The 12,631-nt window shown below is 67.3% G+C and carries 12 protein-coding genes; 6 read left to right on the forward strand and 6 right to left on the reverse strand.

Annotation, left to right across the window (positions count from 1 at the left end):
- Nucleotides 1-72: 72 nt before the first annotated feature.
- On the forward strand, nucleotides 73-540 hold the full coding sequence (locus ACIQNU_RS32880) for a hypothetical protein (protein WP_401373366.1): 468 nt from the start codon (nucleotides 73-75) through the stop codon (nucleotides 538-540).
- A 53-nt stretch (nucleotides 541-593) separates the two neighbouring features.
- Nucleotides 594-1,457 (forward strand): VOC family protein, encoded by an 864-nt coding sequence (locus ACIQNU_RS32885; RefSeq protein WP_401373367.1) that lies wholly within the window; start codon nucleotides 594-596, stop codon nucleotides 1,455-1,457.
- A gap of 79 nt (nucleotides 1,458-1,536) precedes the next feature.
- Here ACIQNU_RS32885 and ACIQNU_RS32890 read toward each other — a convergent pair whose 3' ends face one another.
- Nucleotides 1,537-1,983: a hypothetical protein gene (locus ACIQNU_RS32890; RefSeq protein ID WP_401373369.1), complete on the reverse strand. Its 447-nt coding sequence runs from the start codon at nucleotides 1,981-1,983 to the stop codon at nucleotides 1,537-1,539.
- Between the two features lie 161 nt (nucleotides 1,984-2,144).
- On the opposite strand from ACIQNU_RS32890, the gene ACIQNU_RS32895 reads away from it, so the two are divergent.
- From ACIQNU_RS32895 to ACIQNU_RS32910, 4 genes are all read left to right on the forward strand, one after another.
- Nucleotides 2,145-2,699, forward strand: a complete 555-nt coding sequence (locus ACIQNU_RS32895) for a VOC family protein (protein ID WP_401373370.1) — start codon at nucleotides 2,145-2,147, stop codon at nucleotides 2,697-2,699.
- Nucleotides 2,700-2,861: 162 nt separating this feature from the next.
- Nucleotides 2,862-3,149 carry a ferredoxin gene (locus tag ACIQNU_RS32900; RefSeq protein WP_401373372.1) on the forward strand — a complete coding sequence of 96 codons (288 nt, stop codon included), beginning with the start codon at nucleotides 2,862-2,864 and terminating at the stop codon, nucleotides 3,147-3,149.
- A 42-nt stretch (nucleotides 3,150-3,191) separates the two neighbouring features.
- On the forward strand, nucleotides 3,192-4,631 hold the full coding sequence (locus tag ACIQNU_RS32905) for an SRPBCC family protein (protein ID WP_401373374.1): 1,440 nt from the start codon (nucleotides 3,192-3,194) through the stop codon (nucleotides 4,629-4,631).
- Nucleotides 4,632-4,759: 128 nt separating this feature from the next.
- Entirely contained in the window at nucleotides 4,760-6,427 is a 1,668-nt protein-coding gene (locus ACIQNU_RS32910) for an FAD-dependent oxidoreductase (protein ID WP_401373375.1), read from the forward strand.
- A gap of 8 nt (nucleotides 6,428-6,435) precedes the next feature.
- Here ACIQNU_RS32910 and ACIQNU_RS32915 read toward each other — a convergent pair whose 3' ends face one another.
- The 5 genes from ACIQNU_RS32915 to ACIQNU_RS32935 all read right to left on the reverse strand — a co-directional run bounded on the left by ACIQNU_RS32915 (nucleotide 6,436) and on the right by ACIQNU_RS32935 (nucleotide 12,595).
- On the reverse strand, nucleotides 6,436-7,836 hold the full coding sequence (locus tag ACIQNU_RS32915; RefSeq protein ID WP_401373377.1) for a FadR/GntR family transcriptional regulator: 1,401 nt from the start codon (nucleotides 7,834-7,836) through the stop codon (nucleotides 6,436-6,438).
- Between the two features lie 95 nt (nucleotides 7,837-7,931).
- Nucleotides 7,932-8,804: an alpha/beta fold hydrolase gene (locus ACIQNU_RS32920; RefSeq protein WP_401373379.1), complete on the reverse strand. Its 873-nt coding sequence runs from the start codon at nucleotides 8,802-8,804 to the stop codon at nucleotides 7,932-7,934.
- A 106-nt stretch (nucleotides 8,805-8,910) separates the two neighbouring features.
- Nucleotides 8,911-9,765: an IclR family transcriptional regulator gene (locus ACIQNU_RS32925; RefSeq protein WP_401373381.1), complete on the reverse strand. Its 855-nt coding sequence runs from the start codon at nucleotides 9,763-9,765 to the stop codon at nucleotides 8,911-8,913.
- A 232-nt stretch (nucleotides 9,766-9,997) separates the two neighbouring features.
- A complete protein-coding gene (locus tag ACIQNU_RS32930; RefSeq protein WP_401373383.1) occupies nucleotides 9,998-10,981 on the reverse strand; it encodes an NAD(P)/FAD-dependent oxidoreductase in 984 nt (327 codons plus the stop codon).
- A 75-nt stretch (nucleotides 10,982-11,056) separates the two neighbouring features.
- Nucleotides 11,057-12,595 carry an MFS transporter gene (locus tag ACIQNU_RS32935; RefSeq protein ID WP_401373385.1) on the reverse strand — a complete coding sequence of 513 codons (1,539 nt, stop codon included), beginning with the start codon at nucleotides 12,593-12,595 and terminating at the stop codon, nucleotides 11,057-11,059.
- Nucleotides 12,596-12,631 lie beyond the last annotated feature (36 nt).

Genomic DNA, 12,631 nt, shown 5'->3' on the forward strand with positions numbered 1-12,631 from the left:
TCGATCCGGCACCGTTCCGCCCAGCGGGATCGCGTGTTGCCCGTGGTCGAGCGGACGGCGAATCCTGTGCTCGTGCCTATATTCTTCACGGATCTCACCGATCTCACCGATGACGACGGGTGGGAAACACTCCACTTCGACCAGGCTGATCCGAGCTTCTACTGGAACGACGGCGGCAAGTTCGAGGCCGCGCCGGTCGACATCGCCAGGACCTTCGACGGGGCGATGTGGGCTTCGGCGCGGATCGAACCCGCCTTCAAATGGCGGGGACGGCGTATACGGCCCGGCTTCACCCTGCCCAAACGACACCACAATCTGCCCCAGCTCCTCATCGTCGTCGACGGGGAGATCACGGTCGAGACCGAGGACGGCAAACGGACCGATCGCGTGGGTGCCGGCGGATTCTTCACCGCGGATGCCGGCACGCCCTACGTCCTTACCGCGGGTCTCCGAGGAGCGACGTACACGGAGTGCTGGGACGAGCCCATGTCGCTGGTCGAAACCACGTGGCATGACGACTCGCACTGGGTCCGCCGATGAGATCACGGTCAGTTCGCGTTGATCAGTTCCTTGTTACTGAGAGGATTTCATGAATGCCCATTCATTCGCTCGGCTATGTGCGGCTGGACTCGACCGACCTCGAAGCGTGGAAGACATTCGCGGGTGACTTCCTGGGCCTGATGCCGGTGGCCGGTGAGGAAGACGAGTCGCTGCGGTACCGGATGGACGACTATCCGGCCAGGATGGTCGTCTCCAGGGGCTCCGAGAGCAAGATGACCGCACTGGGTCTGGAGGTCCTGAACGAGCGCGACATGCGCCGGATCGCGGGCGAGGTGGCGAGCACCGGCATCAAGGTGGTGGAGGGGTCGGACGCGGAGAGCGACGAGCGGCGGGTCACCGGCTTCGTCCGCTTCGACGATCCTGGTGGCAACCCGATCGAGCTGTTCTACGGACCGATCCTGGACCACGTGCCGGTCCGGCTGCCCACCGTGAGCGCGTTCGTGACCGGCGACATGGGCATGGGCCACGCCATCGTCACCGGCGAGAACGGCCGGGCGCTGAAGGAGTTCTACACCGATGTGCTCGGCTTCTACGAGCGCAACACGATGGGTGGCCGTGATCGCACGGTGTGGTTCCTCAGCTCCAACGACCGTCACCACACCCTCGGTGTGACGTCGGCACCCGGACCGGGTCGGCTGATCCACCTCATGTTCGAAGCGGCCGGTCTGGATGACGTCGGGCTCGCGCTGGACCGGGCCGAGAAGCTGGGCGTCCCGCTGATGAACACGCTCGGCAAGCACACGAACGACCACATGGTCTCGTTCTATGTGTACTCGCCGGAGCGGTACGCGATCGAGTTCGGCTTCGACGGCCTCCGTGTCGAAGGCGAACAGCCGACCTATGAGATCACCGAAGGTGCCTTCTGGGGGCACAAGTTCACCCCTCCGCCGGCCTGATCAGGAGCGAGCAAGGAAGGGTTCCCCCCTCCCGTCACCGGTCGACCGGCAGGGGGGAACCCTTCCTTCTGCGTGTCGGCTACGAACGTGAGCCCGCCCACTCGGCGACCTGCCGCGCATATTCGCGGTACCCGTAAATCGCGTCGGACGCTATCGCTTCGATCGCCTCCGGCTCGCTGTCCAGGTGAAGTTGTACGAGAACGTGGTACGGGCCTTCTTCCGGCACAAGCGCGGTCGCGAGCCGCTGGTCGATCAGTCCCGCCTCTCGGGCCGCGCAGAACGAAGCGGCGGAGGTCTGCGGCACCTGCCCCAGAATCACCGCCGCGACATGCCGGTTGATCGCGAACGCCAGGTCGTCAAGGACCGCCAGCAACCGTTCGACTGCTGCCCCGGTCGCCGGGTTCTCCTCCAGGCGCGCGACACTGAGTCGTCCGGCCGATTCCAGTTGCCCTATCGACTTTCGCATCGTGATGAGCCGGTGCGCGATCGTCTCTTTGTCCAAGGCGACGCTTTTCGATGTGGTCACCTCGGCATCCTGACACGGTCTCCCCCGAATTCCTCCCTGGATTCCACCTGGCGGGACGCCCGGTGGAACTCGCTGGCGCCGGACGGGAGAGTTGTTGCGATCCGTCGTGGTGACGAACAGCAAATGACGTGCGGCGCCGCCGCCGGGAAAAGGATCACGAGATGCGATCATTCAGCGACCTCTTCCGCGATTTCATCCAACTCGGGTACGTGACCGACGACATCGACGCCGCGGCGTCGTACCTGGAGTCGAGCTTGGGGACCGTGGAGTGCGTCAGGCACTACAAGTCGTCACTGGGCGGCGGGCGCCCCCCGGCCGACGGTGAACCGGGGTCGTCCGATTTCGTGGTGGTGGACGGTGTCCCGGCCGACGAATGGGTCATCGACGTGGCCCTCGTCAACGCGGGAGCGACCAACATCGAAATCATCCGCCCGGTCGAGGGAGCGGTCGCCCTCTACCGTCGCGGCGTCCGGCCCGAAACGCCGGCGACGCTGCATCACGTGGCCTTTCGCGTAGAGGACTTCGACGAGGCATCGGCGCTTGTCGTGGGTGCCGGCAAGTCCTGGGCACAGTACGGGCGCAGTGGCCCCATTCGCTTCGGCTACGTCGACCTCAGGGCTGAGCTGGGCCACTTCGTCGAGATCATGGAGTACTCGGGCGAGGGCACGTCGCCATTCGCGTACCTCGAAGCGGCGTCGAACGCGAGCCAGGGCTGAACTGCCCCCACCCAGCGGGAAATCCACCTCACCGCAGTGGCCGTGGCCGTGGACGGTTGGTTCCGTTTAGTGGAATACCCGGTGGACGTCCCGGACCGCCCGGGGAAAAGTCTTTGCTGACACTGACAGCCGTGCAATTCCGAAGGGCGAGGGGCAAGGTCGATGAGTGACGCGGAAGAAGTACGGGTGTGGATCGATCAGAAACTCTGCACCGGTGACGGCTTGTGTGTGCAGGTGGCGCCCGACGTCTTCGAATTCGGCGGCGACGGGCTGGCCTATGTGAAGGAAGGAAACGAGGGGGATTTGCTGATGGCGGAGGGGGCCCAGGCCGATGTCTCGAACCGGTTGCGCCTCGACGTGATCGACGCCGCCGACGAGTGCCCCGGCAATTGCATCCATGTGGTGCGGCGCCTGGACGGGGCGGAGATAGCCGGCCCGGACGCGGGCTGAAGCACGTTCGCAGAAGAACGAATGGTGGAGGAGTGATTTTCGGTGTCTGTGGTGCTTGAACCCAGGCTACGTGGCAAAACACCCTGGTTCCAGGGGGATGTTCCCGCCGAACTGGTCCCCGAGAAGTACAGGCTCGACCGCGCTTTCGTACCAAAGGCGCGCTATCTCGATCCCGATTTCCTACGGCTCGAACTCGACAAGATGTTCAGGCGGACCTGGCTCATGGCCTGTCGTCTGGAGGAGCTTCCGGGCGTCGGCAACTTCGTCGAGTACGAGATCGGCTCGTACTCGATCCTGATCGTGCGGGAGTCCCGGGCGTCGGTCCGCGCGTACCACAACGCCTGCCGGCACCGTGGCACTCGCCTGGCCCGCGGCCGGGGCAGGGTGGGCTCGCTCATCTGCCCGTTCCACGGCTGGCGGTGGAACCTCGACGGCTCGATCCGGCTGGTGCTCGACCGCGAGGAGTTCGTGCCGAGGTCGGACGACGATCTGGGCCTGGTCGGTGTGCGGGCGGAGACTTGGGGCGGATTCGTCTTCATCAACATGGATCCCGACGCCGCGCCGCTGCTGGATTACCTCGACCCGATTCCGAGGATCTTCGAGCCGTTCCAGATGGAGAACATGCGGTATCGGTGGCTGAAGGGCGTGATCCTGCCCTGTAACTGGAAGACCGCGCTCGACGGATTCCTTGAGGCGTACCACGTTCTCGGGACACACCCGCAACTGCACCGGTTCGACAAGTCGAACACGAACATCGCCTCGATGCAGGAGCTGGAGAGCCGGGTGTGGGCGCCGACGACGGCCTATGAACGGCACGCGTACTACGCGTCCGTGGGGCGCAAGAAGGAGACCATCAGCGACGGCGCCGGTAAGGACCCGGCCCAGCGGGGCACCGACAGCGTCACCGACGAGCGCCTAGCGGTGGCACTGAGCGTGCAGTACATCGCCGACGACATGCGTGGCCTGGAGAACGAGCGGAGCCGGCGTGCGGCCGAGGCGCTCAAGACCGCGGAGGTTCCGGAGGGCATGAGCGCCGGTCAGTACTTCCTTGAGCTGTACAAGAACCTGTCGCTCGCGGAGGGCTACGACTGGAGGGAGATCACCCCCGAGCAGTGGGCGGAGGCCGGCACCGCGTGGAACGTGTTCCCGAACACCATCCTGCTGCCCAACCAGGGCTCGATGTTCATGTACCGGGCCCGTCCCCACGGCTTCGACCCGGACAGTTGTCTCTTCGAGATCGGCAGCCTGGACCTGATCCCGATGGCCGACTACGACAAGAAGCGTCAGTTCCAGCCGGAGTACTTCGAGAACTGGCGCGACGCCGACCTTGGTGAGGTCTTCAACCAGGATCTGGCCAATGCCCAGGAAGTCACGGTCGGCATGCACTCTCCGAGCTTCGACGGACACCGGCTCAGCGAGGAGCAGGAGATGACGATCTACAACCACCACCGGGTCGCGGACCGGTTCATCTGGAACGACTGATCGGGGCTCGCTTCCCGACGTTCGCCCCTGGGATCTCCGGACGAAGTACGACGCCGCACCTCGTCCGGAGACCTCCCCGCCATGACCTGCCTTTCACCTACTTTGCCGACCGCATTGGGGAGTTCGCTGTGCCTGGAAGCCAAGTTCAGCAATGGGACGAGATCTTCGACGTCGTGGTGGTGGGGAGCGGGGGCGGAGCGCTCACCTCGGCGTTGCTCGCGCGGGACGGCGGCGCGAGTGTCGTGGTCGTGGAGAAGGACGAGTACATCGGCGGTACCACCGCGGTCTCCGGCGGGGACATGTGGATCCCGAACAACCGCCACATCGCGGACAGGGACTCCCGTGAGGACGCGATCGCGTACATCCATCGCCTCTCCGACGGGCGGGAGGCCGATCCGTCGCTGGTCGAGGTCTACGTCGACACCGCCCCGGTGGCACTGGACTACCTGGAGACCCATACCGGGTACGCATGCGAGCCGCATCTGTCGCTGGACGACTACTACTCCGTGATCGGGGACCGGATTCCCGGTGTGCGGCACTTTCCGCGGTCGGTGTCGGTCAAGCCCTATCCGGCCGGCGCCGAACTGGGCGAGTTGGCGGAGCTGATCAACCGGGGTCCCTGGGTGCCGCCTGCCGAGGTCAGTTTCCCGGAGATGCGGCGCGGCGAGGTCGGCCCGGAGGAGTTGGCGAGGCGGCGGCGCGAGGGCTGGCGGGCCAAGGGCGGTGGTCTGATCGCCCCACTGCTGAAGGCGCTGGTGGATCGAGGTGTCGAAGTGCGGACACGTACCCCGGCGCTCCACCTGGTCACTGACGACGATTCGGCGGTGGTGGGCGTGGTCGTCGGCGACAGCGACGGCGGTCGGCGCCGGATCGGCGCGCGCCGGGGGGTCGTCCTGGCCTGCGGCGGTTTCGAGTGGAATCCGGAGATGGTCAAAACCTTCATCGGGTACGAGGTCAAGCCCATGACCCCGTGGTCGAACACCGGTGACGGTCACCTGATGGCGATGGAGGCCGGGGCCAAGCTGGGCTCGATGACCACCTTCTTCTCCTACGGCGTCGTGTACGACCCGTGGGAGAAGGGCCGGGACGGGAATCCGCTGCCGCAGATGATCATGGGCCTTGGCGCCGGCTCGATCATCGTCAACAAATCCGGCCGCCGCTTCATGCACGGCGGCTACACCTACAACGACTTCTCCCACCCTTTCGGCTTCTACGACCAGCGACTTCCCGGATTCGCGAACAAGCCTCCGGCCTGGGTGATTTTCGGTGCCCAGCACCTCGCGGAGGGAATCATGGGTGCCAAACCCGGAATCGAGATGAGCCTGACCGGTCCGGATGGCCGGCCGGCGCCGGACTGGCTGGCGGTGGCCGACTCCCTCGGCGAGCTGGCCGGGAAACTCGGCATCGAACCTTCCGCGCTCCAGGAAACGGTGGACCGCTACAACGAGTACGCCGAGACGGGCGAGGACCCGGACTGGGCCGATCCGCTCCAGACCCACGTCCTCACCGGGCCCGACACCGTAACCATCAAGCCCGTGGTGGGGCCGCCGTACGGGGCGATCCAGCAGTGGCCGGGGACGCTCGGCACCAATGGCGGCTGCCGGATCGACGCCGACGCGCGTGTCCTGGGCAACCGTGTCCCGGTGATCGACGGACTCTACGCGGTGGGTAATACGTCCGCCGCGGTCCTGGGCGCGACGTATCCCGGCGGGGGCGCCTGCATCGGTTCCAGCGTGACGATGGGGTATCGCGCCGGCCGCTACCTCGCCGGCCGGAAGCCTCGTGACCTCGGCTGATGGTGTGGTCATTGCCACTGAGAGGTGAAAGTCCGCAGGTGGCGACGCATGCGGTGCTGCGCGAGACCTTCGTCTCCGGCCAGGACGGCCTCAAGGATCGGCCTGTGGACATCGCCACCGCAGGTCGTTCCCGGTGCCCGCTCGCTCTCGCCGAAGCCCTGACTGGCCCAAAGCCTGGTGACGATACTGAGGAACAGGGTCAGTACGGTGTTCCCGCCGATCTCCGCGAGCTGCGAGTGGAATCCTTCGCCGATGTCTTCGCGCGCGAGCATGGCACGGAGCCGGGCGGCGGCCACGGGACCGCGTGCCGCTGCGGTGGCGGCCTGGACGCATCCCAGCTCCAGGGCTTCACGGACGACGAGCAGATGCTCGGGGCGCAGGCCCTGGTAGTTGAGGTAGAGACCGATCGTGTGGATGCTCGCTGTGGGATCGGGCGCCAGGACGACCAGTCCGCCGCCGTGGCCCCGGCGCATCTGCGCGACGCTGTGGTGCTCCAGGATGCGCACGGCCTCTCGGAGCATGGCGCGGCCGACCTGGTAGCGGGCCAGGAGGACGGGCTCCGATCCGAAGACTTCGCCGACCCGGTGGCCCTCGCCGACGATGTCGTCGTGGATGCGGCCCGCGAGAAGCTCCGCTCCCTTGCGTGCGGGGTCGCGGCCCGGCTGCGGATCGACGGGGCGAGTCAGCATGCGCTCCGATGACCAGCTACGGCTGTGGGTGAGCAGCCAGTCCTCGATCTCCGTGAGGTGCGCGACCATGCGGACCTGTGCGGAGGCGTCGTCGCCGGCGAGCATCGCGTCGACCACTTCGAGGTGCCGGGCCGGCGCGTGCACCCACGGTGCCGCGACCCCGGTCGACGGCGCGTCCTTGTACGTCAGCACGTACTGGCCGCTCAGCCGAGTCAGGACCTCCGTGAACAGCCGTAGCACCGTGTTGCCCGACAGTTCCCCCACCAGTACGTGGAAATCGGCGTCGACGGGCTGACAGGGACCGGCGGTCGCGCGCAGCCGGGCGATCTCCTCTTCGGTCACCGACTCCGTGGCCAGCCGGGCCGCGAGCGGTTCGAGCAGGAGGCGGGCGTGATGGAGGTCCCCGACGCTGGTGCCGACGTACTCCAGGTAGATGACCAGCGCACGGGTCGCCGGGGACGAGTCCGGCGCGCACACCACGAGCCCGCCGCCCGGACCGTGCCGCATCCGTGCGACCAGTTGGTGTTCCAGCAGCCGGATCGCCTCGCGCAGCACCGCGCGTGAGACCCCGAACCGCTCCCGCAGTTCGGTCTCCGAGCCGAGGAGCCGCCCGACCGGCCAGCCCTGCTGGATGATCTCGTTCTCCAGCTTCCTCGCGACCTGTGGCGCGAGGGTCTCCGGCGCCGCCGATTCCCGCTGCCCGCCCTCGGCGATGATCATCGGATCGGTCGTATCCCTTCTGTCGGGACGGGGATTGAGGGGAAAGCAGTCTACTTTCACCGCTGGGGCGGCTGGGAGTCCCCTTTGGGGCGGGGCTAAAGGCTGACCACGGGCTTGCTGTCGCGAAGGAGGTAGGAGAGGGCGACGTTCTCGAACTCGTCCTTGCGCTCGATCATCGCCCAGTGGCCGCAGTCGTAGAAGACGTGCAGTTCACACCGCTTGATGTAGCGCATCGCGACGAGTGAACTGTCGAGTGGCGTCACCCGGTCGTCGCGCCCGAAGGTGACCAGCGTCGGCGTCTGGATCTGTGTCAGCATCCCGATCGCCTCGGCTGCTCTGGCGGCCGGCTTTCCCATGGCGGCCAGCGACCGGCGGTTGAACAGCTTCCTGACGTCGGCGAGCGCTTCCGGCCTGATCGCCGTCCGCCAGCGCATTTCGACGAATTCGTCCGTAAGGATATTGGTGTCGTGGACCATGGATTCCATCCAGGCGACAAGCCGCTCACGGGTGGGGTCTTCGACGAACTGGACGAGCAGCTTGATTCCCTCCGGTGGTGACGGGCTGAAGAGCGGCAGCCCGATGCCCCCGATCGTGATGAGCCTGCTCACTCGGTCGGGATGGCCGGCCGCCAGGCGGGCGGCGATGGCCCCGCCCATCGAATTTCCCAGGACCGGGAGTTGGCCGATCCGCAGGCCGTCGAGGAAGTCGAGGACCGCGGGCAACGCGGCGGACATGGGGTCGCTGCCGGACGAATAGCTTGTGCCGAATCCCGGAAGATCGAGGACCAATGTCCTGAAGTGCTTGGCGAATACGGGAAGATTGTTTCCGAAGTTCGCCCACCCGCTGACTCCCGGTCCGGAACCGTGGAGCAGGAGCAGCGGCGGCCCGTCGCCGGCCTCGTGGTAATGCAGGGTTCCCCGCGATGTCTCCAGCGTTCTGCTGGTGCCGTCATACGTCAGTTCTGTCATCAGCGACCCGTCTCCTGTCCGGATTGAGCGTGCCATTCCTACGGAGTTGACACTCCCGGTTCGTGGCGGCCGTGTCGTGGCGGGATTCCGCTCGGTGGGATGCGACCTAGGAACGGGTGGCGCCCAAGGCTCCGAACTTAAAAGCGAGGTGGGCGTTCCAGATCGCGGTCGCGGTGTTGCGTACGGCTTCACTCGCCATGCCCCACCGCATCTGGCCGGCCGGCCCTGTGACGGAGACGGCTCCGATCGTGCGTCCTGATCGGCGGATCGGCGTGGCGACGCAGACGAACTCCTTGTAGGCCTCGCCCCGGTCGAATGCGATGCCTTCCCGGCGGATCTTGCCGAGTTCTCTGCGCAGAGCCGTGGGGTCGGTGAGGGTGTTCGCGGTCCTTTTCGGCATTCCCGCGGCGAGCACGGACCGGACGGCCTCTTCGTCGAACGCGATCATCGCCTTGCCCAGCGCGGTGCAGTAGGCGGGCTGGCGACCGCCGCGACGGGTCGGCAGCCGGATCGAGGTTCCGCCGATGCGTTCGAGGTACACGATCTCGGCCTGGTCGAGGACGGCGAGCTGTGCTGCCATCCCGGTCTTCGCCGCGAGCGTCTGGAGGTGTGCGAACGCCGCCTCCTGAAGCGCCTTCCCCTCGACGGCGAGGTTGCCCAGCTCGAACAGCCGCATCCCTACGCGATAGCCGTCGAGATGGCGCTCGATCCAGCCGACCTGACAGAGCTGCTCCGCCAGTCGGTGCAGGGTCGACTTGGGCAGGTGGGTGCGTTGGTGCAACTCGCTGAGTCTCAGTACCTCGTGACTCTCGTCGAACGCCTCCAGGACGGCCGCGACCCGGCCGAGAACGGTGCGCTCCGGGCCGCCGCGGTCATTTTTCGCGGCTTCGCTGTGCGTCTGCCGAGGTGAGCCCGGAGTCGCCGGCTTGACCGATGCAACGTTTGCCGAGTCAATCAACACGACTGCCGCCCTCCAGATCAGGACACTATTCCTATCCCTCGTTCACCGTTTTGCCAGGAGACTGGCTCTCATCTGCGCATCGGGCCTGAAATCTCCTGGAAATCAGTACGATGTAAGCAGGCTCACACTCGCTCTGTGGGGTGTCAAGAGTCGTGCCTGACACAACTGACGGGTGGCTGTGGGCGGGTGGGCTCCGGAGTCCTTCCGGTTCCGGTATCGCTCGCCGGGCAGTTCAGGCGGACTCGCTCGAATGGCCGGGGAACAGGGAGAGTGCGGGATCCAGGGCGACCGCGGCGTTGTTGACGGCGGTGGCGACCTCTCCGAAGCCGACGGACATCAGGCGGACCTTGCCGGGGTACGCGGTGACGTCGCCGGCGGCGTACACCCGGTCGACGGTGGTGCGCATCCGGGTGTCGACGACGATGGTCCGCCGCTCCAGCCGCAGCCCCCACTTGGCGAGCGGCCCGAGGTTGCTGAGGAAGCCGAGCGCGGCCACCACCGCGTCGACCTTCAGCACGCGGACCTCCTCATCGCCGTCGATCCGAAGGTGTGCCTCGCGTACGCGGTCGTCGCCGTGCAGCGCCTCCACCTGGGCGCCGGTCACGATCTCGGCGCCGCATCCGCGCACCTCCCGCACGCTCGCCGCATGCGCCCGGAACGCGCTGCGGCGGTGTACGAGTGTGACCGAGCGGGCGATCGGGCACAGGGCGAGCGACCAGTCGACCGCGCTGTCCCCGCCTCCGACCACCAGGACGTCCCGGTCCGCGTACACCGTCGGGTCGGCGACGAAGTAGCTCAGCCCACGGCCGAGGAACTCCTCTCCGGCCGGGAGCGCCCGCGGGGTGAACGTGCCCATCCCGGCGGTCAGCACCACCGCGCCGGCGTCGACGACGCCACCGTCGGAGAGGGTCACCTGCGGGCGCCCGTCCGGGGAGTGGGTGAGGCCGGTCGCCTGACGGCCGAGCAGGTAGGTCGGGCCGAACGCGTCGGCCTGCTGCTTGAGATCGGCGACGACGTCGCGACCACGGGCTCCGGGGACGGCCGCGATGTCACGGATCTCCTTCTCCGGATAGAGCGCGGTGATCTGGCCACCGCACTGCGGCAACGCGTCGACCACGACGGTCCGCAGCCCCCGGAAGCCGGCGCAGTAGGCGCCGTACAGTCCGACGGGTCCGGCACCGACGACAAGGATGTCTGTGATCACTGGCTCGGCCACGGGCCGACCTCCAAGGAACGGTGAAGTGTGTGGGTTCCCCCGCCTGGGCGGGGAGGGCATGCCGAAGGCCGGCGCTCATACGTTCGGGGACTCCGAAGGCCCTATGGAAGGGGCGGCTTTCCCGGTGCGTTCGGACACGGGAGGCGCCGCGTCGAGAACGAACTCCTGCACGTCCTGACCGGGACGTTCACGCAGCAGCGTCGCCCCGATCGCGGCGATGACGACCGCCAGCACGGCCGTGATCAACAGCCAGGTACGGAAGCCCGTCTCCCCGTACACCACGCCTCCCCCCGGAAACACCTTGGCGTGCGGAGCGAGCACCGCGAACATCACGACGGGTGTGACGGCCGAGAACCCGGTCTGACAGAGCTGGACGGTCCCGGCGGTCGAGCCCTGATCGTCGGCCGGCGTCGCCCGCATCACCAGATTCGGAACCGACGCGGTGACCAACCCGCCGGCGACGCCGACCACCGAGGCGGCGACGGCGAGTTCGAGGAAGCTGTCGTTGCGGTAGGCGAGCAGCAGGGTGGCGACCGGCCACGCGAGCAGGCCGAGGGTCAGGAACAGCCGGGGGTGCCTGCCGCGGGCGACCAGAAGGCCGACGACCATACCGGCCGCGACGGTCGCGACGGCCTGCGGAGTTCCGAGGGTGGCGTACCGGTAGGTGCTGTAGCCGAGCCCGTAGGTCCCCCCGGCCGCCCGCGGGGTCATCGCGAGCATCGGGACGACCTGGCTGATCGTGATCGAGATGCCGTAGCCGGTCGCGCCGCCGATCGCGACGAACAGCAGCGGCCTGCGGCGGAACAGGGCGAGATTGACGATCGGCTCGTCCGCGCGGTGCGCGCGCTGGTGGAAGAGCACCAGCAATATGGCGCCGCCCAGTACCAGGAGCAGCCCGGCCGTTGATGTCCAGCCCCATGCGTGGCCCATGCTCACGTAGAGCAGCACCGCGAGAACACCGGCGCTGAGCAGGGTGCCGCCGAGGACGTCCACGTGGGTGCTGCGGCGCAAGGGTGACTCGGCGGCGACCAGCCGGATCGCCACGCACAGCGCGAGGGTCCAGACGGTGTCGAACCAGAACATCCCCCGAAAGCCCGTGGCTTCGATGAGCTTGCCGACGAGCAGAGGTGTGAACACCGAGAAGAAGCCCAGCCCGGTGATCGCGACGGCGGAGGCGACGACCGCCTGCTTCGGCGGGTAGGTGTCCCGGATGAGGGAGGGGACCAGCGAGAGCGTTGCCAGGATGGGTCCTTGCAGCGCCCGTCCCACGAGCAGGACCCCGAAGCTCGGCGCCAGTGCGCAGAGCATGGCCCCGATGCCCGAGACCAGCATGGTGAGCAGCAGGATCCGTCTCTTCCCGTACAGGTCGGCGGCTTTCCCGAGCAGCGGGGCGGAGACGGCCCCCGCAAGGAAGTAGGCCGTGGTCAGCCAGCCGCCCTGGGTCGTCGGGAAGTCCTTGAGGATGCTCGGGAGCCCGATGGACACCATGGTCGCGCCGAGACCCAGCGCCTCAAGGACCAGGGCCATGAAGATCGTCGACCAGACGAGCCGGGGGGTCCAGCCCCGGTCCGCGGTGGAAGGTGCGCTCGGCGCTGTGCGGGGTGATTCCGTCATGGGAGCCCTCCGGCGGGATGGGGCGGGTCGCGTCGC

The sequence above is a fragment of the Streptomyces sp. NPDC091292 genome, assembly GCF_044757265.1.
Taxonomy (GTDB): Bacteria; Actinomycetota; Actinomycetes; order Streptomycetales; family Streptomycetaceae; genus Streptomyces.

What these genes read in the sequence shown, in the direction of transcription:
- ACIQNU_RS32885 (WP_401373367.1), top strand. Translation starts at nt 594, where the DNA reads ATGCCCATTCATTCGCTCGGCTATGTGCGGCTGGACTCGACCGACCTC.
- ACIQNU_RS32895 (WP_401373370.1), top strand. Translation starts at nt 2,145, where the DNA reads ATGCGATCATTCAGCGACCTCTTCCGCGATTTCATCCAACTCGGGTAC.
- ACIQNU_RS32900 (WP_401373372.1), top strand. Translation starts at nt 2,862, where the DNA reads ATGAGTGACGCGGAAGAAGTACGGGTGTGGATCGATCAGAAACTCTGC.
- ACIQNU_RS32915 (WP_401373377.1), bottom strand. Translation starts at nt 7,836, where the DNA reads ATGATCATCGCCGAGGGCGGGCAGCGGGAATCGGCGGCGCCGGAGACC.
- ACIQNU_RS32920 (WP_401373379.1), bottom strand. Translation starts at nt 8,804, where the DNA reads ATGACAGAACTGACGTATGACGGCACCAGCAGAACGCTGGAGACATCG.
- ACIQNU_RS32935 (WP_401373385.1), bottom strand. Translation starts at nt 12,595, where the DNA reads ATGACGGAATCACCCCGCACAGCGCCGAGCGCACCTTCCACCGCGGAC.